This is a genomic window from Mycobacterium noviomagense, from assembly GCF_010731635.1.
GTDB classification, from domain to species: Bacteria; Actinomycetota; Actinomycetes; order Mycobacteriales; family Mycobacteriaceae; genus Mycobacterium; species Mycobacterium noviomagense.
This window is the reverse complement of sequence record NZ_AP022583.1, coordinates 1250000-1274670: the sequence shown is the minus strand read 5'-3', so window position 1 is coordinate 1274670 and position 24671 is coordinate 1250000. Positions and strand designations below refer to the sequence as shown.

25 protein-coding genes are annotated in these 24671 nt (G+C 65.5%); 9 read left to right on the top strand and 16 right to left on the bottom strand.

Going from position 1 to position 24671, the window contains the following annotated elements; genetic code table 11:
• Window positions 1-6: 6 nt before the first annotated feature.
• From G6N15_RS05965 to G6N15_RS05955, 3 genes are read right to left on the bottom strand one after another with little or no spacing between them, the layout of a single operon-like run.
• Window positions 7-1176, bottom strand: coding sequence for a thiolase domain-containing protein (locus tag G6N15_RS05965; protein ID WP_083085606.1), 1170 nt, complete (start codon window positions 1174-1176; stop codon window positions 7-9).
• 54 nt (window positions 1177-1230) lie between these two features.
• Window positions 1231-2292 (bottom strand): thiolase domain-containing protein, encoded by a 1062-nt coding sequence (locus tag G6N15_RS05960; RefSeq protein ID WP_083085457.1) that lies wholly within the window; start codon window positions 2290-2292, stop codon window positions 1231-1233.
• Between the two features lie 15 nt (window positions 2293-2307).
• Window positions 2308-3312: a Zn-ribbon domain-containing OB-fold protein gene (locus tag G6N15_RS05955; RefSeq protein ID WP_083085455.1), complete on the bottom strand. Its 1005-nt coding sequence runs from the start codon at window positions 3310-3312 to the stop codon at window positions 2308-2310.
• 58 nt (window positions 3313-3370) lie between these two features.
• On the opposite strand from G6N15_RS05955, the gene G6N15_RS05950 reads away from it, so the two are divergent.
• Entirely contained in the window at window positions 3371-4402 is a 1032-nt protein-coding gene (locus G6N15_RS05950) for an LLM class F420-dependent oxidoreductase (RefSeq protein WP_083085453.1), read from the top strand.
• Between the two features lie 52 nt (window positions 4403-4454).
• Here the strand turns inward: G6N15_RS05950 and G6N15_RS05945 are convergent, their stop codons facing one another.
• Complete coding sequence (locus G6N15_RS05945; RefSeq protein WP_197910681.1) at window positions 4455-5174, bottom strand: acetoacetate decarboxylase family protein; 720 nt, start codon at window positions 5172-5174, stop codon at window positions 4455-4457.
• Between the two features lie 28 nt (window positions 5175-5202).
• Between G6N15_RS05945 and G6N15_RS05940 the strand changes: the two genes are divergently transcribed.
• Window positions 5203-6414, top strand: a complete 1212-nt coding sequence (locus tag G6N15_RS05940; protein ID WP_083085600.1) for a cytochrome P450 — start codon at window positions 5203-5205, stop codon at window positions 6412-6414.
• Between the two features lie 5 nt (window positions 6415-6419).
• The gene (locus G6N15_RS05935; RefSeq protein WP_083085598.1) at window positions 6420-7448 is read left to right on the top strand and encodes an NAD-dependent epimerase/dehydratase family protein; all 1029 of its coding nucleotides are present in this window, start codon (window positions 6420-6422) and stop codon (window positions 7446-7448) included.
• Here the strand turns inward: G6N15_RS05935 and G6N15_RS05930 are convergent.
• Together G6N15_RS05930 and G6N15_RS05925 are read right to left on the bottom strand one after the other, a co-directional pair.
• Window positions 7407-8255 (bottom strand): SDR family oxidoreductase, encoded by an 849-nt coding sequence (locus tag G6N15_RS05930; RefSeq protein WP_083085451.1) that lies wholly within the window; start codon window positions 8253-8255, stop codon window positions 7407-7409. The genes G6N15_RS05935 and G6N15_RS05930 overlap by 42 nt on opposite strands.
• 31 nt (window positions 8256-8286) lie before the next feature.
• Window positions 8287-9087 (bottom strand): crotonase/enoyl-CoA hydratase family protein, encoded by an 801-nt coding sequence (locus tag G6N15_RS05925; RefSeq protein WP_083085448.1) that lies wholly within the window; start codon window positions 9085-9087, stop codon window positions 8287-8289.
• Between the two features lie 18 nt (window positions 9088-9105).
• Between G6N15_RS05925 and G6N15_RS05920 the strand changes: the two genes are divergently transcribed.
• Genes G6N15_RS05920 through G6N15_RS05910 form a run of 3 tightly spaced genes read left to right on the top strand, consistent with a single transcriptional unit; the run spans window position 9106 to window position 13223 of the window.
• Window positions 9106-10791 (top strand): acyl-CoA synthetase, encoded by a 1686-nt coding sequence (locus tag G6N15_RS05920; RefSeq protein WP_083085446.1) that lies wholly within the window; start codon window positions 9106-9108, stop codon window positions 10789-10791.
• Between the two features lie 45 nt (window positions 10792-10836).
• Window positions 10837-11670, top strand: coding sequence for an amidohydrolase family protein (locus tag G6N15_RS05915; protein ID WP_083085444.1), 834 nt, complete (start codon window positions 10837-10839; stop codon window positions 11668-11670).
• A complete protein-coding gene (locus G6N15_RS05910) occupies window positions 11667-13223 on the top strand; it encodes an acetolactate synthase large subunit (RefSeq protein WP_083085442.1) in 1557 nt (518 codons plus the stop codon). Before G6N15_RS05915 ends, G6N15_RS05910 begins: the two co-directional genes overlap by 4 nt.
• Window positions 13224-13314: 91 nt before the next feature.
• On the opposite strand, the gene G6N15_RS05905 is transcribed toward G6N15_RS05910, so the two are convergent.
• From G6N15_RS05905 to G6N15_RS05865, 9 genes are read right to left on the bottom strand one after another with little or no spacing between them, the layout of a single operon-like run.
• On the bottom strand, window positions 13315-14160 hold the full coding sequence (locus G6N15_RS05905; RefSeq protein WP_083085440.1) for a TauD/TfdA dioxygenase family protein: 846 nt from the start codon (window positions 14158-14160) through the stop codon (window positions 13315-13317).
• 11 nt (window positions 14161-14171) lie between these two features.
• Entirely contained in the window at window positions 14172-14507 is a 336-nt protein-coding gene (locus G6N15_RS05900; RefSeq protein WP_083085437.1) for a hypothetical protein, read from the bottom strand.
• Window positions 14500-15771 carry an aromatic ring-hydroxylating oxygenase subunit alpha gene (locus G6N15_RS05895; protein ID WP_083085435.1) on the bottom strand — a complete coding sequence of 424 codons (1272 nt, stop codon included), beginning with the start codon at window positions 15769-15771 and terminating at the stop codon, window positions 14500-14502. Before G6N15_RS05895 ends, G6N15_RS05900 begins: the two co-directional genes overlap by 8 nt.
• A 12-nt stretch (window positions 15772-15783) precedes the next feature.
• Window positions 15784-16530 (bottom strand): SDR family NAD(P)-dependent oxidoreductase, encoded by a 747-nt coding sequence (locus G6N15_RS05890; protein WP_264019261.1) that lies wholly within the window; start codon window positions 16528-16530, stop codon window positions 15784-15786.
• Complete coding sequence (locus tag G6N15_RS05885; protein ID WP_083085434.1) at window positions 16527-17537, bottom strand: ferredoxin--NADP reductase; 1011 nt, start codon at window positions 17535-17537, stop codon at window positions 16527-16529. The genes G6N15_RS05890 and G6N15_RS05885 overlap by 4 nt, the downstream gene beginning before the upstream one ends.
• Before the next feature lie 34 nt (window positions 17538-17571).
• Window positions 17572-18030 carry a MarR family winged helix-turn-helix transcriptional regulator gene (locus G6N15_RS05880; RefSeq protein ID WP_083085433.1) on the bottom strand — a complete coding sequence of 153 codons (459 nt, stop codon included), beginning with the start codon at window positions 18028-18030 and terminating at the stop codon, window positions 17572-17574.
• Window positions 18031-18037: 7 nt separating this feature from the next.
• Window positions 18038-19276: a metal-dependent hydrolase family protein gene (locus tag G6N15_RS05875; RefSeq protein WP_083085432.1), complete on the bottom strand. Its 1239-nt coding sequence runs from the start codon at window positions 19274-19276 to the stop codon at window positions 18038-18040.
• Window positions 19273-19602, bottom strand: a complete 330-nt coding sequence (locus tag G6N15_RS05870; RefSeq protein ID WP_083085431.1) for a hypothetical protein — start codon at window positions 19600-19602, stop codon at window positions 19273-19275. Before G6N15_RS05870 ends, G6N15_RS05875 begins: the two co-directional genes overlap by 4 nt.
• Before the next feature lie 4 nt (window positions 19603-19606).
• The gene (locus G6N15_RS05865) at window positions 19607-20872 is read right to left on the bottom strand and encodes an aromatic ring-hydroxylating oxygenase subunit alpha (protein WP_083085430.1); all 1266 of its coding nucleotides are present in this window, start codon (window positions 20870-20872) and stop codon (window positions 19607-19609) included.
• A 96-nt stretch (window positions 20873-20968) separates the two neighbouring features.
• Here G6N15_RS05865 and G6N15_RS05860 point away from each other — a divergent pair, with 96 nt between their 5' ends.
• From G6N15_RS05860 to G6N15_RS05850, 3 genes are read left to right on the top strand one after another with little or no spacing between them, the layout of a single operon-like run.
• On the top strand, window positions 20969-22417 hold the full coding sequence (locus tag G6N15_RS05860) for an aldehyde dehydrogenase (protein ID WP_083085593.1): 1449 nt from the start codon (window positions 20969-20971) through the stop codon (window positions 22415-22417).
• Window positions 22418-22463: 46 nt separating this feature from the next.
• Window positions 22464-22709 carry a FitA-like ribbon-helix-helix domain-containing protein gene (locus G6N15_RS05855; protein ID WP_083085428.1) on the top strand — a complete coding sequence of 82 codons (246 nt, stop codon included), beginning with the start codon at window positions 22464-22466 and terminating at the stop codon, window positions 22707-22709.
• Window positions 22706-23128, top strand: coding sequence for a type II toxin-antitoxin system VapC family toxin (locus G6N15_RS05850; RefSeq protein ID WP_083085426.1), 423 nt, complete (start codon window positions 22706-22708; stop codon window positions 23126-23128). The genes G6N15_RS05855 and G6N15_RS05850 overlap by 4 nt, the downstream gene beginning before the upstream one ends.
• A gap of 58 nt (window positions 23129-23186) precedes the next feature.
• Here the strand turns inward: G6N15_RS05850 and G6N15_RS05845 are convergent, their stop codons facing one another.
• Entirely contained in the window at window positions 23187-24671 is a 1485-nt protein-coding gene (locus G6N15_RS05845; protein ID WP_083085424.1) for a flavin-containing monooxygenase, read from the bottom strand.

Genomic DNA, 24671 nt, shown 5'->3' with positions numbered 1-24671 from the left:
GACCGGTCACGGCTTGTCGGCCCCTACCACCCACATGGAGTAGTACTGGGAGCCGCCGCCATAGGCGTGGCCCAGGGCTTTTCGTGCACCGGGGACTTGGTGCGCCTCGCCCTTGCCCATCACCTGGATGGCCGCCTCGGCGAACCGGATCAGGCCCGAGGCGCCGATCGGGTTGGACGACAGCACGCCGCCAGAAGGGTTCACCGGCAGCCGCCCGCCGATGGCGGTCTCGCCGGCCTCGGTGAGCTTCCAGCCTTCGCCCTCGGGGGTAAATCCCAGATTCTCCAGCCACATCGGCTCGAACCACGAGAACGGCACGTAGATCTCGGCGGCATCGATCTCGTCGATCGGGCTGGTAATGCCGGCCGCTTTCCACAGCGCGGCCGCGCAGTCCCGGCCGGCCTGCGGGTTGACCTGGTCGCGCCCGGCGTATGCGAGCGGCTCGGTGCGCAGCGCGGTGGCGTGAATCCATGCCACTGGGTGACCCTCGGCGACACGCTGATCGGCGATCTCCTCGTTGCCGATGACAAGCGCGCAGGCGCCGTCTGACGAAGGACAGGTCTCGTCGAATCGGATTGGATCCCAGAGCATTTGGGACGACAGCACCTTCTCCAGGGTGATGTCGGGCTGCTGCACGTGCGCCAGCGGGTTCTTGGCGCCGTTGAGGCGGTCTTTGACCGCGACCATGGCGCCGATATGGGTCGGGGCCCCCGAGCGGCGGATGTATGCCCGGACGTGCGGAGCGAAGTAACCACCTGCTCCTGCGCCGACGGGTTTGGTGAACGGCACCGGAATCGACAGCGCCCACATCGCGTTGGATTCCGACTGCTTTTCCCAGGCCATCGCCAGCACGCGACGGTACTTGCCTGACTGCACAAGGCTGGCCGCGACGACGCCGGTCGAACCACCCACCGAACCGGCGGTGTGCACACGGATCAGCGGCTTTCCGCTAGCGCCAACGGCGTCGGCCATGAACAGTTCGGGCATCATGACGCCCTCGAAGAAGTCGGGTGCCTTGCCCACCACGACGGCGTCGATGTCGTCGAACGTGACGCCGGAATCGGCCAGTGCCCGGTCGATGGCCTCGCGCACCATGCCGTTCATCGAGACATCCCGGCGCTCTTTGACGTATTTCGTCTGCCCGGTGCCGAGGACGGCGGCGACTTGCTTAGTCATCCGCGCCACTCCTCCTCATCGCGCTCCGCGCTCTGCATCGTCGTTGGCGCGCCATCAGTTCTTCCTTTCCATCACCGCGACCAAATTCTGTTGCAGCGCAGGGCCGCTGGTGGCGTGTGCCAGCACCCGCCGCGCCGAGCCGTTCCAGATGTGTTGTGCGGCGAACCCGATTCGCTCAAGGCCGGCGACGAACATCGGATTGGCCGCCAGCGCACCGCCCGACGGGTTCACCTGGGCCGACGCCGGTATCCGCATGGCCTCAGTGAGGATGAGGTGCTGGTGGGTGAACGGGGCATGGATTTCGGCGACGTCGATCGTGCGCATCGTGCCGCCGGTAGCGATCCTGGTCGCCGCCCTTGTCGACGGCGACTCCGTGAGGTCACGGGCACCGAGTACGGGAGATTCGATGCGGTGCTCGAAACCGGTGATCCAGGCGGGGTTTTCGCGTAGCTCACGAGCGCGGTCGTCGGCGGCGAGCACGATCGCCGCGGCGCCATCGGTGATCGGTGCGACGTCGTGTCGGCGCAGCGGCTCGGCGAAGAACGGTTCGTTCAGCAGGTCATCCAGACTCTTGGCTGGCAAGCGGTCCACCCGCTGCGCAGCCGCGAACGAGTCGTAGGCTACCCGGGCCATCTGGTCGTAGCTCCACTTTTCAGCCTCAAGGCCGAGCCGGGCCTGCAGACCGGCGATCGACACGGAATCCGGCCAGAGCGGCGCAACCGTGTACGGATCGGTCTGCCTCGACAGGATGCGGCGCAATATTCCCGCCGATGACTTGCCGAACCCGTAGACCAGCGCGGTGTCGACCTCGCCGGTCAGCAGCTTGATGTAGGCCTCGTAGGCCGCCCATGCCGCGTCCATCTCGACATGTGATTCGTTGATGGGCGGCACCGCGCCGATCGAGTCGACCGCGGAGATGAACGAAAATGCCCGGCCGGCAAGGTAATCGGAGGATCCGGAGCACCAGAAGCCGATATCTGCCTTGGTGATGCCGAGCTCGTCGTACAGCTGGGCGAAGCACGGCATCAGCATCTCGACGCCGTTGGTGGTGCCGTCGGTGCGGCGGACATGCGGGGCGTGGGCGAAGCCGACCACCGCAACATTGCGAGCGCTCATAGGTAACGAAGCCCTTTACAGGTGGTGCTTGTAGGTGTCGTAGTCGGCGTCGGGTTCGCCCGTCGGCCGGAAATGCGAAATGTTGTCGATGCCCAGCCCCCATTCCTCGCGGGGCCGCCACACCGCTTCGACGCGCATGCCCATCCGCACCTCCGAGGCGTCGATCTCGGTCACCAGGTGCAAAAACGGAATGTCGGCCCCGTCGAGCAGCACATAGGCCGCGACATAGGGCGGCTTGATGCGCTGCCCGGCGAACGGGATGTTGATGATCGCGAACGTGGTGATCGTGCCCTTGTCCGACACCTCAACGTAGTTGTCGAGAGGTAATCCGGTGGCCGGATCGGCTTCTCGCGCAGGGAAATAGACCTTTCCGTTCTCGCCGGTCCGGGCGCCGAGCAACTTGCCTTCCTGCAGCGCCCGTAGATACGCGCTTTCCGGATGCGAAGCGGTGTGCTGGATCTCCATGTGGATCGGGGTGACGATCATCGTGACCGGATCCCGGTCGTCGCCGGATTGCGAAGATTCGGTTTGCGGTTCCCCCTCGCCGACAGCGAAATACGCGATGTCGGTGATGGCGCCGACCGGCTCGTCAACCCAGTGCGCGTGCACTCGCATGCCGGTGCGCATTGCTTTGGCCCCGTCGGCTCCGGCATCGACGGCGTGCAGCAGGGTGGTGTCGGCGCCGTCGAGCTTGATCAGCGCCCACGCGAACGGGCGGTCCAGTGGCTGGCCCTCCAGCGGTTCGGGTTGCCACGTCCAGGACTCGACGGTGCCGACGCTGGACACCGGTACCATCTCGCCCAGCGGTTCGTAGGTGACCGGGTCGTATTCGGCCGGCGGCACATGCACCCGGCCATCGGACCCGCGCACCCCGACGATGCGTCGGTCACGTAAAGCGGTGAAGAACTTACCGAGCGTCGGACCCACCGAACGGGTGTAGTCGAAGGACAACGTCAGCGGTGCCGAAAGAGGCGGCTCGGGTTGATCGATCAGGGTCAGGCGACTTGAGCTGGCTGTCACGGCTTCGAGTAGAACAGGTTCTAACAATCGTGGCAAGAATCGGTCGAAAGGTAATCTAATGAAGCTCGGCTTGCAGCTCGGATATTGGGGCGCTCAACCGCCGGACAACGCCGGCGACCTGGTGGCTGCGGCCGAGGACGCCGGCTTCGACGCGGTGTTCACCGCCGAGGCGTGGGGCTCGGATGCCTACACGCCGCTGGCCTGGTGGGGCGCCTCCACCCACCGCGTGCGACTGGGTACGTCGGTGGTGCAACTGTCCGCGCGCACCCCGACCGCATGCGCGATGGCCGCGCTGACGTTGGATCACCTCTCGGGCGGCCGGCACATTCTCGGACTCGGCGTCTCCGGGCCGCAGGTGGTGGAGGGCTGGTATGGCCAGCGCTTTCCCAAGCCGCTGGCACGCACCCGCGAATACGTCGACATCATCCGCCAGGTGTGGGCCCGGGAAAAGCCGGTGACCAGCGCCGGTCCGCACTACCCGCTGCCGCTGACCGGCGAGGGCACTACCGGATTGGGCAAGGCGCTCAAGCCGATCACGCATCCGCTGCGCGCCGACATCCCCATCATGTTGGGCGCCGAGGGGCCCAAGAACGTGGCGTTGGCCGCCGAGATCTGCGACGGCTGGTTGCCCATCTTCTACGCCCCGCGGCTGGCCGGCATGTACAACGAATGGCTCGACGAAGGCTTCGCCCGACCGGGTGCACGCCGCACGCGGGAGGACTTCGAGATCTGCGCGACCGCGCAGGTGGTGATCACCGACGACCGCGCCGCCGCGTTCGCCGGCATCAAGCCATATCTGGCCCTCTACATGGGCGGCATGGGCGCCGAGGACACCAACTTCCATGCCGACGTCTACCGCCGGATGGGCTACTCCGAGGTGGTCGACGACGTCACCAGGCTGTTCCGCAGCAACCGCAAGGACGAGGCCGCGAAGGTCATTCCCGACGAGCTGGTCGACGACGCCGTGATCGTCGGCGACATCGACTACGTGCGTAAGCAGATCACCGTGTGGGCGGCCGCGGGCGTCACCATGATGGTGGTCTCCGCGCGCAGCCCAGAGCAGGTCCGCGAGCTTGCCGCCCTGGTGTGACTAGTCCTTGCCAGGCGATTAGAACACGTTCTAGATTGACCGGGTGACCTGGTCAGATCGCGCGGGCGTCGCCGAAGGTCATCTCGACGTTGCGCACCGATCCCGACACCAGCGCGCGCTTGGGCAGCCCCAACGACGCCAGCTCCTTGGCGTAGGTGTGATCGCCGAGCCGCAGCGTGGCGCCCCCGATGCGGCCACGCACGCCGGTCGTGTTCATCTCCCAGGGCACTTCGCGGGTGTTGCCCTCGGCGTAGGTGTAGGTCTTCAGCACTTGTGGCCGCGAGGTGAACACCGCCGGCACCGGCAGGCCGGGGCTGAAGTCGATGTGCGCGATGTGCGAGCCGTCGGCGCTGACGTCGAATCCGAAGTGGCGCTCCTCCCGCACGGTGAAGTCGGCCATGATTTTCGGGAAGCCCCAGATGCGGCGGCCGGCTTCCAACGTGAACGACTGGTCGACCGGCAGGTGATGGATGAACGCTGCGGCCGATCCCAGTGCCCGCAGCCCGCGCGCATGCGAGCCCGGCGGGTTGACCATGACCGCGGTACCGAATTCGTGATACTGCCCGAGGTCGCCGTCGAAGTAGCGGGCCAGCATCAGGTTGACCACGGCGCGTCCGGGCCGATACTGGCAGACCTCCAGGCCGCTGTAGTCGATGAGCCGCTGCGCGGCATCGGCGGCGACCGAGAACATCGCGCTATGCACATCGGCTTTGCGGATGCGGACCGGCATGGTCAACACCGTGCCGGCGATGGTGTGTTGCGAGGCAGACATGACGCTCACTGTAGTGGGGAGGGTGGCGATGACTGAAGCGATCGCAGTTCCTGACGTAGACCTGACCGACGGCACGTTTTATGCCAGTGGAGGGGCCCGGGCTGCATATCGCTGGATGCGGACCAACCAGCCCGTGTTTCGCGACCGCAACGGTCTGGCCGCCGCATCGACGTATCAGGCCATCATCGACGCCGAGCGCAATCCCGAACTGTTCTCCAACACCGGCGGGATCCGGCCCGACCAGGACGCGCTGCCGATGATGATCGACATGGACGATCCGCCACATCTGTTGCGGCGCAAGCTTGTCAACGCCGGCTTTACCCGCAAGCAGGTGAAGGACAAAGAACGGTCGATCGCTGAGCTTTGTGACACGCTGATCGACGCCGTGTGTGAACGCGGCGAGTGTGACTTTGTCCGAGACCTCGCCGCTCCGCTGCCGATGGCGGTCATCGGCGACATGCTCGGAGTGCGCCCGGAACAGCGCGACATGTTCCTCAAGTGGTCCGACGATCTGGTGGCGTTCCTCAGTTCCCATGTTTCGCAAGAGGATTTCCAGGTCACCATGGACGCCTTCGCCGCCTACAACGAGTTCACCAGGGCCACTATTGCCGCGCGCCGGCAAGAGCCGACCGAAGACCTGGTCAGTGTGTTGGTGAGTTCTGAAGTCGACGGCGAGCGGCTCTCCGACGACGAGCTCGTCATGGAAACACTGCTGATCCTCATCGGCGGCGACGAGACCACCCGGCACACGCTCTCCGGCGGCACTGAGCAGCTCCTGCGTAACCGTGACCAGTGGGAGATGCTGCAACGCGATCCGGATCAGTTGCTGCCCAGCGCAATTGAGGAGATGCTGCGCTGGACCTCGCCGGTGAAGAACATGTGCCGCACCCTAACGGCGGACACCGAATTCCACGGCACCCAGCTGTACAAGGGCGAGAAGATGATGCTGCTCTTCGAGTCCGCCAACTTCGACGAAGCGGAGTTCGACGAGCCTGAGCGCTTCGATATCACCCGAAACCCCAACAGCCACTTAGCGTTCGGTTTTGGTACGCATTTCTGTCTGGGTAATCAGCTGGCCCGGCTGGAGTTGACGCTGATGACCAGGCGAATCGTGGAGCGGCTGCCGGACCTGCGACTGGCCTCCGACGACAGGCTGCCACTGCGGCCCGCGAACTTCGTCAGCGGCTTGGAGTCGATGCCCGTGGTGTTCACCCCGACGGCCCCTCGACGGCGCTCGTGAACGGGTTGCGCATTGCGGTAACGGGCGGAACTGGATATGTGGGCGCTCACACCGTCAGCGCGCTGCTCGACGCCGGCCATGAGGTGAGGTTGCTGGTACATCCGGCGGAGGCCGACGCCGCCGTCATCGACCGGTTGCGGGGCCTCGGACCGGTCACAGTAATGGTCGGTGACCTGCGAGCCGCGCCGACGATCAGCAATCTGCTCGCCGATGTCGACGCGGTGCTGCACGCCGCGGGAGTAGTCGGCACAAGCGAGCGCCACAAACGGTTGATGTGGGAGATCAACGCCTACGCGACCGAAGCTGTGCTGACGCGTGCGGTTGATCTCGGGCTCGACCCGGTGGTGTTGGTGAGCAGTTACAGCGCGCTGTTCCCGCCGCCGGATGGCGTGATTTCCGAGAAGTCCCCAACGGCGTCTGGCCGCAGCGCCTATGCCCAGACCAAGGGTTATGCCGACCACGTCGCGCGCCGGCTGCAGGCCGCCGGCGCACCGGTTGTGGTGACCTATCCCTCCAGCGTGGTCGGCCCGGCGTTTGGTACGGCCCCCGGTGTAACCGAACGCGGCTGGGCGCCGATCGTGCGCTGGTCGGTTGCACCGTCCGTGCGCGGCGGCATGCAGATGGTCGACGTACGTGATGTCGCCGAGGTGCACGTGCGCCTGATGGAACGCGGCCGCGGCCCGCGTCGCTACGTCTGCGGTGGGCTGATGCTCACCTTCGACGAGGTGGTGGACGCGCTCGAAGAGGGCCTCGGGCGTCCGGTGCGCCGGATCCGGCTCTCGCCGCGAACTTTCCGCGTTCTGGGTCGCGCCGCCGATGTCGCCAACCGCTACGTTTCGCTGGCCGACGGACTGAGCTACGAGGCAGCGATGCTGCTCACCGCCGCCACACCGACCGACGACAGCACAACGCTGAAGGAACTCGGTATGACGTGGCGATGCCCGAAGGCTGCCATCGTCGAGTCAGTGCGCGCGATGCACGGGTCGACGCCCTCAACCGGTTTGATTCCGAAACCGCCGGAGGTAGCCCACTAGCCGGCGGGTGGGTACCGGCCGCGGCCAGTCGTCGGGGCGGAAGTGGGCGTCGGTGCCGCCGTCGACGAACACCACGCTGCCGCACATAAAGTCGGCGGCGTCGGAGAGCATGAAACACACCCATTCGCTGAGCTGTCCGGCGTCGCCGAAACCGCCGACAGGGACCGGGAACCGCCGGACTGCCTTGCCCTGCCGCGGATCCGACAGCTGCTCTTCCAGAAGTGGCGTCATCACCGCACCCGGAGCCAACGCGTTGAGACGAATACCGGCGCCGGCCCACTCCGGCCGAATCGCGTGGCGGCGCACCCACCGGCTGACCGCAATTTTCGATGCGGCATACATGATCGCCGGGCGCGCCGGCCCCAACACGCGCATGCTGCGCACCGCCTTGTCGACGTCGCCCGACAACAGCGCTCGCACCGTACGCGCCGGAACTGCGGGCGTTGTCGTCGTCGAATTACTGGACAGCACAACCACTTTCGCCTGGTTCGTCGCTGCGAGTGCCGATAGCCACCGCTCGAGCAGCTCCACCACACCCAGGTAGTTCACCTCAGCGATGCGGCGCAGACGATCGGCACCGCGGCTTGGACCGAGCCCGGCAGCCAGCACGGCTCCGTCAAGCCGGCCGTCGGCGGCGGCGAGCACACGCGAAGCGGCCTGCGTGCGACCGTCGGGTGTCGACAGGTCCGCGACCACGTCGGCGTCCTTGATATCCACGCCGATGACAGCGTGACCTCGCTCGCGCAGCCGCTGCGCGGTCGCCCGGCCCATTCCCGACGCCGATCCGGTGACTGCATAGGTGCCCATAGGGTGCCTTCCAGATCGGAAATCGGCGAAGTCAGCGACCTTTGAACTGCGGGGTGCGTTTCTCCTTGAACGCCAAGGGGCCTTCCTTGGCGTCGTCGGACAGGAACACCTTGATCCCGAGCTGGGTGTCGATCTTGAACGCCTTGTTTTCTGGCAGGCCTTCGGTATCCCGGATGGACCGCAGGATCGCCTGCACGGCCAGCGGACCGTTGTTCGAGATGACCTCCGCGATCTCCAGCGCCTTGGTCAGCGCCTGCCCGTCGGGCACCACATAGCCGATCAGCCCAATCTCCTTGGCCTCGGTGGCTGTGATGTGCCGGCCGGTCAGCAGCAGGTCGCAGGCCACGGTGTAGGGGATCTGCCGCACCAGGCGCACCGCCGAGCCGCCCATTGGATACAGGCTCCACTTGGCCTCGGAGATGCCGAACTTGGCGCTCTCACCGGCGACCCGGATGTCGGTGCCTTGCAGGATCTCAGTCCCGCCGGCGATGGCCGGGCCCTCGACCGCGGCGATCAGCGGTTTGTTCAGCCGACGGCCCTTGAGCAGCGCGTCGATGCGCGACGGGTCGTAGCTGCCGTCCTTGAACGAGTCGCCCGGTGGCCTGGCGGTCGCGGCTTTGAGGTCCATGCCCGCGCAGAAGTAGCCGCCGGCGCCGGTCAGGATGCAGCAGCGGATGTCGGGATCGTTGTCGACGCGGTCCCACGCCTCGACCATGATTTGCATCATTTCGGTGCTCAGCGCGTTGCGAGCCTCGGGCCGGTTCAGCGTGACGACGAGGGTGTGTCCGCGCTGCTCAACGAGGGCGTCGGGTTGTTTTTCAGGCTCGCTCACCGGTGTCTGCCTTCCTGCATGTCGACCCCAGACTTGTCAGGAAATGTAACACGTTCTAATTTGGGGGCCGTGGCCCTGAATATCGCCGACCTCGCCGAGCACGCCATCGACGCCGTGCCTGACCGCGTCGCCCTGATTTGCGGCGACGACCAGCTGACCTACGCGCAGCTGGAGGACAAGGCCAACCGTCTGGCCCACTACCTGATCGACCAGGGTGTCAAGAAAGACGACAAGGTCGGCTTGTACTGCCGAAACCGCAACGAGATCGTGATCGCGATGCTGGGCATCGTGAAGGCGGGCGCGATCCTCGTCAACGTCAACTTCCGCTATGTCGAGAGCGAACTGCGCTACCTGTTCGACAACTCCGACATGGTGGCGCTGGTGCATGAGCGTCAGTACGCCGACCGTGTCGCCAACGTGCTGCCGGAGACTCCGAACGTCAAGACGGTACTGGTCGTCGAGGACGGCAGTGACAAGGACTACCAGCGCTACGGCGGCGTCGAGTTCTACACCGCGCTCGAGCAGGGCTCACCCGAGCGCGATTTTGGCCCCCGCAGCGCGGACGACATCTACCTGCTCTACACCGGCGGCACCACCGGCTTCCCCAAGGGCGTGATGTGGCGCCACGAAGACATCTACCGGGTGCTGCTCGGCGGAACCGACTTCGCCACCGGCGAATACGTCAAGGACGAATACGACCTGGCCAAGCAGGCCATCGCCGGGCCGCCCATGGTGCGGTTCCCGATCCCGCCGATGATCCACGGCGCAACGCAGTCCGCTACCTGGATGGCGCTGTTCTCCGGCGGAACCATCGTCCTCGCACCGGAATTCGACGCCGAAGAAGTCTGGCGGACAATTCACAAGCACAAGGTCAACCTGCTGTTCTTCACCGGCGATGCGATGGCGCGACCGCTGCTCGACGCTTTGAGCAAGGACAACGACTACGACCTGTCCTCGCTGTATCTGCTCGCCAGCACCGCGGCGCTGTTCTCGCCGAGCATTAAGGAGAAACTGCTCGAGCTGCTGCCCAATCGGGTTATCACCGACTCTATCGGCTCCTCGGAAACCGGCTTCGGCGGGATCAGTGTCGTCGCCAAAGGCGAGGCACACACCGGCGGGCCGCGGGTCACGATCGACAAGTGGACCGTGGTGCTCGACGAGGACGGCAACGAGGTCAAGCCAGGGTCCGGTGTGCGGGGCGTCATCGCGAAGCGCGGTCATGTCCCGGTCGGCTACTACAGGGACCCAGAGAAGTCCGCGGCGACGTTCAAGGAGATCAACGGCGTGCGCTACGCGATCCCCGGCGACTATGCGACCGTCGAGGAAGACGGCACGGTGACCCTGTTGGGCCGCGGCTCGCAGTCCATCAACAGCGGTGGGGAGAAGATCTATCCCGAAGAAGTCGAGGCCGCTCTGAAAGGCCACCCCGACGTGTTCGACGCCCTGGTGGTCGGCGTGCCTGACGAGCGCTACGGCCAATGTGTGGCCGCCGTCGTGCAACCACGACCCGGGAACCGCCCGACCTTGGCCGAACTGGACCAGTTCGTGCGCAGCGAGATCGCGGGATACAAAGTGCCGCGCAAGCTTTGGTACTTCGATGAGATCAAGCGATCACCGGCGGGCAAACCGGACTACCGCTGGGCCAAGGAGCAGACCGAAGCCCGGCCCGCCGACGAGGTGCATGCCAACCACGTAAGTGCCTGAGGGCGGCACTCGCGACAGCTAGCCTGCGTCTACAGTCGAGGCGACATGACCATCGACGTGTGGATGCAGCACCCGACTCTGCGGTTCTTGGGCAGCGACATGCTCGCCTCGCTTCGGCGCTGGACGGGCGGCGCGATACCCGATGCTGAGGTCCCGATCCAGGCCACCATCGCCTCCATGGATGCGGGGGGAGTGGATCTCGGTCTGCTGTCGGCGTGGCGTGGCCCCAACGGCCACGACCTGATCAGCAACGACGAGGTCGCCAACTGGGTCAGGTTGCACCCCAACAGGTTTGCGGGCCTGACCACTGTCGACTTGGATCGCCCGATGGATGCGGTGCGCGAATTGCGCCGACGAGTGCGCGACGACGGGTTCGTCGGCCTGCGGGTGGTGCCTTGGCTGTGGAACGCGCCGCCCACGGATCGTCGCTACTATCCGTTGCTCGCCGAATGCGTGCAGTTGGGTGTGCCGTTCTGCACCCAGGTCGGCCACACCGGCCCGCTGCGGCCCTCGGAGACCGGGCGGCCCATTCCCTATATCGACCAGGTCGCCCTCGACTTTCCCGAGCTTGTCATTGTGTGCGGTCACGTCGGCTATCCGTGGACCGAAGAAATGGTCGCCGTCGCCCGCAAGCACGAGAACGTCTACATCGACACCTCGGCCTACACCACCAAACGGCTGCCCGACGAACTCGTCCGGTTCATGAAAACCGGGACCGGACAACGGAAAGTGTTGTTCGGCACCAACTATCCGATGATTGCGCACGCGCATGCCTTGGACGGGCTCGACGAACTCGGGCTCGACGACGAAGCCCGCCGCCAGTATCTGCACCGCAATGCCGAACGCGTCTTCAAGCTTTCGGTGAAGGAGCCCCGATGAACGGCGCCCACGCCTTGATCAACACCCTGGTCGACGGCGGAGTCGACGTGTGCTTCGCCAATCCGGGCACTTCGGAAATGCACTTTGTGGCAGCGCTGGACAGCGTGCCGAGGATGCGTGGCGTGCTGGGCCTATTCGAGGGTGTGGCTACCGGTGCCGCCGACGGCTATGCCCGCATCGCCGGTCGGCCCGCCGCGGTGCTGCTGCACCTCGGGCCGGGGCTGGCCAACGGGTTGGCCAACCTGCACAACGCGCGTCGCGCCCGGGTACCAATGGTGGTGGTTGTCGGTGACCACGCCACTTATCACAAGAAATACGACGCCCCACTGGAATCCGACATCGACGCGTTGGCCGGCAGCGTGTCCGGCTGGGTACGGCGAACCGGTGCCACCGCCGACGTCGTGGCCGACACGGCGGAGGCGATCGCGAAAAGCCGAGCGGGGAGCCAGATCTCGACGTTGATCTTGCCGGCGGATGTTTCGTGGTCAGACGGGGCCACAACCACTGTGGCGGCGCCGAGGCAACCGCGCCCGTCCACCGTCGACACCGACGCTGTCGCGCTCGCCGCCAAGGTGCTGCGATCCGGAGAGCCCGCGGTGATCCTCGTCGGCGGTGACGCCACCCGCGCGCCCGGATTGAGCGCGGCCGCCCGTGTCGCCGCGGGTACCGGCGCCCGCTGGTACTGCGAAACCTTCCCCGCGGTGCTGCAGCGCGGCGCTGGCGTCCCCGCGGTCGATCGCCTCGCCTACTTCGCCGAAGCCGTCGCCGGCCAGTTGGAGGGTGCCAGACACTTGCTGCTCGCCGGGGCCGCATCACCGGTGTCGTTCTTCGCTTACCCGGGAAAGCCCAGCGATCTGGTGCCGGAGGGTTGCCAGGTCCACCAGCTCGCCGGCCCCGCCGGCGCCGCCGATGCGTTGGCTGTCTTGGCCGACGAGCTGGCGCCGGGTCTACCGGCACCGCTGGCTGCGCCGTCGCTTCCGACACTGCCGACCGGTGCCCTGACCGCCTTGTCGGCCGCCGACGTGGTCGGCGCGCTGATGCCCGAAGACGTGATCGTCGTCGACGAGTCCAACACCTCCGGTCTGCTGTTGGCGCAGGCCACCGCTGGCGCGCCGGCGCACGACTGGCTGACGCTGACGGGCGGCGCGATCGGCTATGGCATCCCCGCCGCGGTGGGCGCAGCGATTGCCGCCCCGGATCGCCGGGTGCTGTGCCTGGAATCGGACGGCTCGGCGATGTACACGATTTCGGGGTTGTGGACGCAGGCGCGGGAGAACCTCGACGTCACCACCGTGATCTACAACAACGGCGCCTACGACATCCTGCGGCTGGAGCTAAAGCGCGTCGGCGCCGAAAGCACACCCGGCCCCAAGGCACGCGAACTGCTCGACTTGACCCGTCCCGCAATCGATTTCGTCAAGCTAGCCGAGGGAATGGGCGTCCCGGCGCGCCGCGTTACCACTGCCGAGGAATTCGCCGACGCGCTACAAGCCAGCTTCGCAGAGCCCGGCCCGCATCTAATCGAGGCAGTGGTCCCCTCGATGTTCGGCTAATCCCGGCCGAGCAGACGCAAAAGTCCCCGACGCGCCGGGCGAGTTGGGGCTTTTACGTCTGCTCGCGCAGTTGGGCCATGCCGCTGACCGGCTACTGGATCGGCTCGTCGCCGAGCACCGTGGTGCGCAACATCTCTCGCGGCGAATTCGGATCGTAGGGCGCCGCCCGGTGCAGCACACCGCGGTTGTCCCAGATCACCGTGTCGCCGACCGACCAGCGGTGGCTGTAGACCTTGTCCGGCACGGTGGCGCGCTCAAGCAGCTCCGCCAGCAGCGCGCGGCCCTCGTCGCGGTCCATGCCCACCACATAGTCGGCTGAGGCGCCCAGCACCAGCGACTTTCGGCCGTCGTTGTGCGTCCACACCAGCGGGTGTTCGTGGACAGGCCGCGCGCGCCACTGCGCCAACTGCTCGGGCGTCGGATCGGGGGTGACGCGCCGCTGCGAAGCTTCCAGGGAGTGAACGACTTTCAGTGATGCGAACCGCTGCTTCTCGTCGTCGCTCAACGCGTCGTAGGCCGCGTACGTGCTGGCGAACTCGGTTTCGCCGCCCTGCTCGGCGACCTGCACCGCCGACAGCACGGTGGCCTTCTGCGGGCATTCGTCGCCCATCGGGGTGCAGCCGTCGATATGCCAGTCGAAGGTCGCGCGCAGATAAGTCGCCGACGAGTTCTTCGCCGGGTCCAGCGTGATCGGGTAGATTCCCGGCACCGGGTGATGGCCGTCGGAGGAGTGGTCGACCTCGCCGAGCCGACCGCAAAACGCCACCTGCGCGTGAGGATCCAGGTGCAGATCGGGGAAGACCACCACGCCGTTGTCTTCCAGCGCCTCGAGGACGGCTTGGGCGAGCGCGTCGTCGGTGGCCAGCCGCTCGGGGTCGAGACCGTTGACTTCGGCGCCCACCGACGAGGTGAGTTTGTTGACGGTAAGCAGACTCATGGCATCTCCTTTCACGGCACCGGTTCGCTGATGCGAGTCATGACTGCGTCGGCGGCGTCAGTGGGTCTGACTTGATGCATGATCTCCACCGACATCGCAACCATGATCAGCGAATAGACCAGGTGCAGCAGGTTCAGTGCGTCCTCGGGAAGGTCGTCAAGGGAGAACTTGTCGCAGTATTCGATGGCCTCTTCCAACCGGGGGAAGAATGCGTCGTAGAACTCCCGCATCTCTGCCATGCTGCTGGCCATCCGCCGGTCCCACCGCTCGGCTTCGGTTGGCAGGCACCAAATTTGGGCGAACGGCTCGAGTTCGGCGAAAGCGCTTGGCAGCAAAGTGTCAGCCATGGCTGGCCCCCACCGGTGTGCGTTCGGCCTGATAGTCGGCCACCCAGTCGCAGACCACCTTGTGCAGATGGCGAACCAGGATCTCCTGGTCGCTCAGCGGAAATTCCTCGACGATGCCGGTTTCCAGCGCGGCCTGGGTACCGCCCAGCATGCCGGCGTCCTGCAGCGCGAACTCTTTGAGCACCACCGCGGCGACCTCGTGCTCGATGCGTTCTCGCACGCTGCGGGCGGGAGAGAAATAGGTGTAGGCCTCGAACCGGTGTGTGTTGTGTGACGTCGGCCAATACCGGTACAGCAGATACCAGCCGCCGTAGATCAGGATCTCCAGGTTCGGGAAGATCTGGAAGTTGCTGATACCCCACGACTCGATGCCACCCGGGTTGAGCCCTGCCGGCAGCTCGCCGATGTCGGGGGTGCGCCACGGCCCGACAAGTCCACTGCGCGTTACCCGTTCGATCGGGTACATGTACTCCGGCGCCAGCAGCCAGCGGCGGGTGCCGGCCGTCGACACCAGGCGGTGCGGCCCATCGATCTGGAAATGCGCGCATTCGAAGCCGGCGTTGGGATCGCGCACCTCGGGCGGAACCTGCTGCGGGTGCAGCGACGGCACGTGGTAGTACTCCTGGAACGCGTCAGCGAAGATCTTCCAGTTGCTGTTGTTGTCAGCGACCCACTCGTAGCGCTCGGTCAGCTTGTCGAACGGGTAGCCGTCCAGCCCAGTGATCATCGGGCCGAGGAACTCCCGCAGAGTCTGCCGTGGCTCATCGTCGAAGTTGACGAAGATGAAGCCGTTCCAAACGTCACAGTGCACCGGACGCAGACCGTAATCGGCGCGATCGAAGTCGAAGAACTCCGCCTCCTGCTGCACGAACGTCAGCGCGCCGTCGAGGTCGTAACGCCAGCCGTGGTATTTGCAGGTGAACTGCCGGCAGGCCCCTTTGGTTTCCTCGTCGGGAAAATCGTTCCACACCAATTTGTTTCCGCGATGCCGACAGATGTTGTGGAAAGCCCGGATCGTCTGGTCCTTGCCCTTGACCACGATGATCGACGTACCGGCCGCCGCGATGTCTTTGGTGAAGTAGCTACCCACCCGGGGGAGTTCTTCGACTCGGCCGACATTGAGCCAGGCGCGTTTGAAGATTGCCTCGCGCTCCAGTTCGTAGAACTCCGGCGACGTCGAGTCCCGGAACGATACCGGTCCCGTGCCCAGATCCGAATAGTGTTGCGTCCAGCTGCCTTCTGCTGGTTTAGGCCATCGCGCCACCTGAACCTCCTGTCACATCACTGCTCCGCCGTTGACGCCCAGCACCTGGCCGGTGATGAAGCCGGCCTCCTCTGAGCACAAAAACCCGACCGCGGCCGCGATATCGTCGCCGGTGCCGAGGTGGCCCACCGGAATTCGGCTGGCCAACACCTCATTGGATGCCAGCTTGCCCGCGGCCTGCGATTGGTGTTGCATCGGGGTTTCGATGCCTGACGGCGGGATGTTGTTGACCGTAATGCCCGCCGAGGCGTATTCGTGCGCCAGCGATTTGGTCAACGTGATCACCGCGCCCTTGGATGCGGCGTAGTGGGCCATGCCGGGGGAGCCGCGCTGGGCGGACGACGACGAGATCATCACGATGCGGCCCCAGCCTGCGGCCACCATGTCGGGTATCGCGACCTGGCAGCAGTGGAACGTGCCGGTGAGGTTGACGTCGATGATCCGCTGCCACGCCTCCGGGGTGATCTCGGTGAATGGGGCGAAACCCACCATGCCCGCGCTGGTCACCAAAATGCCCACCGGGCCGAGCTCGCTGCGCACTTTGGCGAATGCCTCCTCGACCGCGCGCCGGTCGGTCACGTCCACCTCGGCCGCCACCGCGGTCACTCCTTCGCCACGCAGCTCGTCGCAAACACGCTGCGCGGCTGGGCCATTGATGTCGAGAACCGCGACCTTGTTTCCGCGCCGGCCCAGCTCGTGGCAGGTCGCCTCACCCATGCCCGATGCGCCACCGGTCACCACCGCCACCCGCTCGGTCACTCGTACACCACCTTCAGTGTCCGAGTAATCGGCAGCGATTGGCACGTCAGCACCCAGCCCTCGGCGACCTCCTCCTCGGTGAGCGCGTCGTTGTTGATCATCCGCACACTGCCCTCCACAAGTCTCGCCATACATGTTCCGCACGAACCGGTTTCACACGACGACGGCGGTTGCAGCCCGGCCAGGCGCGCGGTCTGCAGCACGGTGTTGCCCGCCCGGTACGGCACCGCCGTTGTGCGCCGGTCCAGCCGGATCGTCACTTCTTCGGTGACCGTCGCTGCCGCAACTGATGCGTCGACGACGTCGAACCGCTCCAGATGGATTCGGTCGGTAGCCACCCCGGTTCGGAGCACCGTGTCTTCCACGGTGTCCATGAACTCCCGTGGCCCGCAGAGGTAGAACTCGGCGTCACCGGCGTCGGCGACGAACGACTTGATCTCCTCCGGTTGCACTACGCCGCTGTCCTCGTCGAGATGATGGTGGATGAGCAGCCGATCCGGGTGCTGCTCGGCCAGCCGGGCCAGCGAGTCGGCGAATATCACCGAGTCGCTGCTGCGGTTGGCGTAGAACAGCCGCACCCGCCGCGGGGTCACCGCCAAGGCCGAGCGGATCAACGAGTACACCGGGGTGATCCGGCTGCCTCCGGCGAATGCGACCAGCTCCCGATCGGAATCGCCGAGGACGAAGCGGCCCTCCGGCGGAGCGGCATGGATCTCGTCGCCGGGGGAGGCGGTGTCGTTCAGCCAGTTCGACACGACACCACCCGGGTCGCGCTTGACGGTGATGCGCAGGTCATCGGCGACCATCGGCGATGACGACATCGAATAGCAGCGCCGATGCTCCTGGCCGTCCACCTGCACCCGCAGGGTGAGGAACTGCCCCGGCTGGTAATGGAAACGCTGTGAAAGCGGTTCCGGCACATCGAAAACCAGCGAGACAGCATCGGCGGTCTCGCGTACCACTCGTTTGACCCGAAGCGGCGCGAAGCCGTCCACTGTCTGGTCCATCGCAAGGCAGAATATCAAGTACTTGCGATAGGTATCAAGTACTTGACTCATCGTGATCCGTGAACAGTGGGTTGCCGGTGCCTTCTTCGACGACGCGGGCCAGGAGATCGTGCAGCAGCTGCCGCTCGTCGGTGTCCAGCACGCCGAACACCCGCTCGTGGGCGGCCAGCGCGTCGGCGAGCACCGCGGAAACCACCGCGCGGCCCTGGTCGGTGAGGTAGGCCTGCAAGATCCGGCCGTGCTGGGGGTCTTGCTTGCGCTCCACCAGACCGCGGCGCTCCAGTGCGGTGATTGCCAACTGCACGCCCTGCGGACTGATCATCAGCCGGCGGGCCAACTCCGCGCCGGATAGGCCCGGCTCGTTGGCCAGCTGGCGCATCAGACCGATCTGTGCGGTGGTCACCCCGTGGCTGCTGATCGCGTCGTTGACGGTTTTCAACGAGAAGTGGAAGGCCTGCTTGAGCAGCCACAGGATGTTGTCGGTGAGTTCCATGCCTGTCCTAGGGACGCTTGTACACGTGGCCGTCTTTCATCACGAACCGCACGTCCAGTGTGGTCGCGATGTCGTGCGACGGGTCGCCGGGGACGGCGATGATGTCGGCGAGGTAACCGGGGGCCAGCCGGCCCAGTTCGTGGTCGGCTTCGATGAGTTCGGCGCTGGTGACCGTGGCTGCGCGAATCGCCTGCATCGGCGTCATGCCGCGGTCCACCAGCGCGCACAGTTCCTTGGCGTTCTGGCCGTGCGGGACCGCCGGCGCGTCGGTGCCGCAGGCGATCCGGACTCCGGCTGCAATCGCCTTGGGCAGCATGGCTTTTGCTCGTGGGAACACCTCGGCTGCTTTCTTGCGCAGCTCGGGTGCCACCCGGTCGACGGCCATGGCGTCGGTCAGATACGTCGTGGAGACCAGGAAGGTCCCGTGGTCGACCATCATCTGGATGGTGTCGTCGGTGGCGAGGAAGCCGTGCTCGATGCAGTCGATTCCGGCTTTGATGCAGGCGCGGATCGCGCTGTCGCCGATGGCGTGGGCGGCCACCCGGATCCCGGCGCGGTGGGCCTCGTCGGCGATCGCGGCGAACTCCTCGTCGGAGTACTGCTGAGAACCCGGCGACGTGCTGTGCGACATCACCCCACCCGACGCGGACACCTTGATCACCTTGGCGCCGTGGCGGATCTGGTAACGCACGCAGGCGCGCACGTCGGGCACTCCATTGGCGATGCCTTCGGCCACCGACAGCGGCATGATGCCCGGCGCCAGCCGCTGGAACACGGTCGGGTCCAGGTGCCCGCCGTAGGGTGTGACGGCATGTCCGGCCGGCACGATCCGGGGACCGATGTGCCAACCCTGGTCGATCGCGCGCTGCAGCGCGACGTCGAGCAGATATCCGCCGGTCTTGACCATCAGGCCTAGGTTGCGCACCGTGGTGAAACCGGCCTCCAAGGTGGTACGGGCGTTGACCGCGCCGCGCAGGGTGCGATACGCCGGGTCGTCCTGCACGCCGTGGATGGGGCTCGGTAGTCCTTCCGGCCCACCGGGACCGCCGATGAGCAGGTTCAACTCCATGTCCATCAGCCCGGGCAGCAGCGTCACATCGCCAAGGTCGATCTCGGTTTCCGAATTCATAACCGGCTCAGAGGGATTCACTGCTGCGATCCGGTCGCCCTCGGCCACGACCAGCGCCGGTGATCGGACCTCTCCGGAGTCGACGTCCGCCCAGCGGGCGGCCCGCAGCACGATCACGGCACCGGTTCGCTAACGCAATCCAATGTCGATGCACCCGAATCGGGGATACGGGGCTGCTTCCAGCACTCGATCGGGAAGGACACCATGATCATCGAATAGAGCAGGTGCATCAGGTTCAGGACATCGTCGGGCAGGTCGTCGAGGCTGAACTTGTCGCAGTAGGCCAGCGCATCTTCCGCCCGCGGGGTGATCGCGTCGTAAAAGGCTTGCATTTCGGCCATCGAGCTGGCGAGCCGCTTCTGATAGCGCTGCGGCTCGGTGGATAGGCACCAATCGGAAAACGGCTCCAGGTCGGCGAATTCGGGCGGCAGCTTGGCGGTCATCGAATCAGACCCCCACGGTCTTTCGCTGATATTCGTCGACCCAGTTCGCCGTCTCTTTGTGCAGGTGCCGGATCAGCACCTCCTGGTCGTTGAGGAGGAACTTGTCAACCGCACGCGTTTCGATCATCGATTGGGTGGCCTCGAGTGTGTTGGCGTCCTGCATGCCGTATTCCTTGAACGTCACCGCCGCCAACTCCTGGGCGACCCGCTCGCGCGGAGTGCGCGGCGGCGGGAAGTACAGCGTGCCTTCGAAGATGTGGCTGTTGTAGGACGTCGGCCAGTAGTGGTAGGTCAGGTACCAGCCCTGCCCCCAGATCAGGATCACGAAGTTGGGGAAGAGCTGAAACGAGTCCAGCCCCCACGGGTCGCACTTGGCCGGGTTGACGCCAGCGGGCAGCTCGCCGAGGTCAGGACTGTCCCACGGCCCGAAAAGCCCGCTGCGACAGATGTCTTCCATCGGCTTGCGCATCTCGGCGTCCATCTCCCACGCTCGCACACCCGAGGTGCTGACCAGCCGGTGTGGCCCGTCGATGCGGTAGTGCGGCGCCTCGAAACCGGCTTCGGCCGCCGCCTTGGAGTAAGTGGTCGGGGACTGGTTCGCGTGCAACACCGGCGCATGGTAGAACTCCTGGAACGCGTCCAGGTAGAGCTTCCAGTTCGCCTTGACCTCCGAGCGGTAATACCACCGCGACGTCAGCTGCCCGAACGGATAGCCTTCCAGCGCAGTGATCATCGGGCCGAGGAACTCTCGCAGCGACTGTTCGGGCTCTTTGGTGAAGTTGACGAAGATGAAGCCTTCCCACACGTCGCAGTGCACCGGCACTAGCCCGTAGCGGTTCTTGTCGAGGTCGAAGAACTCGCTTTCCTGCGGGACATGGGTCAGGTGGCCGTCAAGGTCGTAGCGCCAGGCGTGGTACTTGCAGCGGAACTGCCGGCAAAAGCCACTGGTCTCTTCGGCCGGCATGTCGTTCCACACCAGCTTGTTGCCACGGTGCCGGCAGATGTTGTGGAACGCTTTGATCTCGCCGTTCGTGTTGCGCACCACGACGATCGAGGTGTTGACGACCTTCAGTTCCTTGGTGAAGTAGCTGCCCTTGCGTGGAAGTTGCTCTGCGCGACCGACATTCAGCCACGCCCGTTTGAAGATTGCAGCCCGCTCCAGTTCGTAGAACTCCGGGGAAATGGAGTCCTCGTAGGACACCGGGCCGGTTCCCAGCTCGGGGTAGTGCTGGGTCCAGCTGCCTTCCGGTGGCTTGGGAAAACGAGGCACCTCTACTCCTGTCGAAAACGACCACTGCCCGCAGCGCTGACGGTATATGCTCGAAGGCACAATCGCAAGTAGTTGATATTCAGCGTGGAGGTTGGCGTGCAGCGGCGAGACGAGCTCTTCATCGGCGGGACGTGGGCGGCGCCCAGCAGCGACGCCGTCATCGAAGTGATCTCACCGTCCACCGAAGAACTGGTCGCGCAGGTCGCCGCCGCCGGACCAGCCGACGTCGACGCCGCGGTCGCGTCCGCGCGAAAGGCGTTCGACGACGGTCCTTGGCCGCGGCTCGATCCGTCCGAGTGCATCGATGCGGTGCGGCGGCTGGCCGCACTCTATGACCAGCGGCGCTCAGATATTGCTGAGCTGATCACCGCCGAGATCGGTGCTCCGATCAGTTTCGCCCAGCGCGCCCAGGTCGGTCTGCCGTGGATGATGATGACCGCGTTTTGCTCGCTGGCCGAAGGGTTTCCATGGGAGGAAACTCGCCGCGGTTGCTACGGCGCCGATATCCGGATCCGCCGCGAACCGGTGGGCGTGGTCGCCGCGATCGTGCCGTGGAACATGCCGCAGTTCCTGATCGTCACCAAGCTGGTGCCCGCGCTGCTGGCCGGCTGTTGCGTGGTGCTCAAGCCGGCACCGGAATCGCCGCTTGACGCGCTGCTGCTCGCCGAACTGATCGAACAGCTCGAGCTGCCGCCCGGTGTGGTCAGCGTGCTGCCCGGCGGTGCCGACGTCGGCGCGTATCTGGTCGGGCACCCGGGCGTGGACAAGGTGTCGTTCACCGGATCCACCGCCGCCGGAAAGCGCGTGGCTGAGGCGTGCGCGGCCGGCTTGAAGCGGGTGAGCCTGGAGCTCGGCGGCAAGTCCGCGGCAATCGTCCTCGACGACGCCGATCCGGCGGCGGTGGCTACGGGTGTCCGATCGGCCAGCCTGTCCAACAGCGGGCAAATCTGCAATGCGCTCACCCGAATCCTGGTGCCCGCCAACCGAAGCGACGAGTTCGTTGATGCGCTATCAACAGAAATGCACGCGCTTCGGGTTGGTGACCCGAGCGATCCGGCTACCCAGCTGGGTCCGCTGGTGTCGCAGCGGCAGCAGCAGCGGGTGCTCGGCTACATCGACAAAGGCCAACAGGAGGGTGCGCGCTTGGTTACCGGCGGCGCCGGCATGCCCGACGGCCTCGAACGCGGATGGTACGTGCGGCCGACACTTTTCGCCGACGTCGACAACAGCATGCGCATCGCGCGCGAAGAGATCTTCGGCCCAGTGCTGACCGTCATCGTCTACCGCGACGACGACGAGGCGATCAGCATCGCCAATGACTCCGACTACGGGCTGGCCGGCTCGGTGTGGACCGGCGACACCGAGCGCGGGGTGGCGCTGGCCGCACGTGTCCGCACCGGCACGTTCGGGGTGAACCAGGGCTACACCATGGACCCCTTCGCGCCGTTCGGCGGCGTCAAAGGCAGCGGCTACGGCAGGGAATTGGGCCGCGAAGGCATCGAAAGCTACCTCGACACCAAATCGATTTCGGTGGCCGGCGGCTGAGCCGCCGTGCTGCTAGCTGAAGTCAACGACAGCACCGGAGGTTGGCATGGCAACCTTGACGATCCGCGACTTGGATGACGAACTCAAAGCGGCGCTACGTGTGCGTGCCGCGAAGAAGGGCCGATCCATGGAAGCAGAGGTGCGCGAGATCTTGCGAGCAGTGCTGACGCGTCCGTCGTCCGGCATCGGGATGGGAACTCGGATTCGGCAGCGGTTCTCCGGCGGCGAGAACGCGGAGATTGAACTTCCCGCGCGCACTGAGCTTCCGCGAGCCGCGGAGCTTCGTGGTTGATCGTTCTCGACACCAACGTTGTATCCGAATTGATGCGCAAGGCACCAGACCCTGGTGTGGTGCAATGGGTGGACGCATTTGACGCGTCGGACGTGTTCATAACCGCAGTGACGGCGGCAGAACTGATGTACGGCGTCTCATGGCTGCCAGAAGGGCGCCGCAAGCGGGACTTGTTCTCCAAAGTTGGTGCGCTGCTGGTGGAAGATTTTGCCGAGCAGATTCTGCCCTTCGATGGGCCGGCAGCAGTCCACTATGCCGACATCGTCGCGTCAAGGGAATTGGCTGGACGGCCGATCAGTATGGCGGATGCACAGACCGCGGCAATTTGTCGGCAGTGGAGTGCTGGCGTAGCGACGCGCAACGCCGCCGACTTCGAAGGCACAGGCATCCAAGTGGTCAACCCGTGGGGTGGCACGTAGCAGTAGAAGTCGGCATCACGCGAAAACCTTCGGCAACGGGCCGCGAAGTTATCGAAAGCTACCTCGACACCAAACCGATTTTGGTGGCCGGCCCGGCAGCGCGCAAGTCGTAGTTTTCAAGCTTCGGCTTGGCGAGCATGGCGCGGTGTCGAGCCGGTGTGAACGGCCACACTTCGGGCAGACCGTTCTTGCCGAGATACCAGCTGTCGCAACCGGTGGTCCATACGGTGTCGGGCATCGCCGCCGTCAATGCGTCGTTGAACGCCTGGGTCGCCGCTTGCGTCGGCTCCACAGTGTCGAAGTCTCCACGCTGCCAACGCTTTAGCCAACCCAGGATGTGATCGGCCTGCGATTCAGCGACTGCGGTCAACGGGAAGTTGCCGACGGGGCTGTGCGGGCCCAGCAGCATGAAGAAGTTTGGGAACCCCGGTAGGGCAACGGTTTCGAATGCGCGCGGCCCGTCGCGCCAGGCATCTTCGAGGCGAAGGCCGTCGCGGCCGATTACCCGCATGGGGCGCATGTAGGCGTGGGCGTCGAATCCTGTTGCCAGCACGATGACGTCGGTGTCGTGCAGGACGCCGTCGTCGGTGACGATACCGCGCGATTCAACGTGATCGATCCGAGCAGTGACGAGCTCGACGTCGTCGCGCTGCATCGCCCGGTAGAAACCGTTGGAGATCACCAGCCGCTTGCACATGGGTGTGTAGGTCGGGGTCAATGCCTCTCGAAGTTGCGGGTCCCGCACCGTGCGCAGGTTCGCCCGGCATAGGGCTGCCACGAACCGTCGACGCCAGCCCGGTTTGACCAATGCGGCCGAAAAGATCTCCATCGGTATCCGGTATCCGTGGTAGCCAAGACGATCCAGCAACGGAAACGCCCGATGGGTGCGGTGCGTCAGCCGCGGGTAGCGGGGATTCGGCATCGGCATGATCCACTGCGGGGTGCGCTGGAACAGGGTGAGCCGGGCCGGGGTGCCCGCGAGCCGGCTGACGATCTGCACTCCGGTCGAGCCGGTCCCAATCACCGCGACCCGGCGGCTCCGCAGCTCGACGCTGTGGTCCCACCGCGCGGAGTGAAACACCGAACCCGAAAAGTCGCCGAGTCCGCGAATGTCCGGAATCTTCGGGTGGTGCAGCACACCTGTCGCCGATATCAGGAAGTCAACTCGAGATTTCTCCGCGTTGCTGGTGTGCACAACCCAGCCCCGCCCGTCGAACTCGGCGCTGACGACTTCGGTACCGAACCGGATCCGCTCGTAGACGCCGGTTCTTTTGGCCACGTCGGTGAAGTACTGCTGTATCTCGCCGCCGGGTGAAAACAGGTGGCTCCAGCCCGGATTCGGCGCGAAGCTGAACTGGTAGAAACGCGACGGCACGTCGCAGGTCAGGCCGGGATAGGTGTTCTCCCGCCAGGTGCCGCCGACCTGGCCGGCCTTCTCATACAGGGTGACGTCGTCAATGCCGGCCCGCTGCAGGATGATTGCAGCGCACAATCCGGACATCCCGGCTCCCACTATCGCGACTGTCGGCTGGCGCTTCGTCAT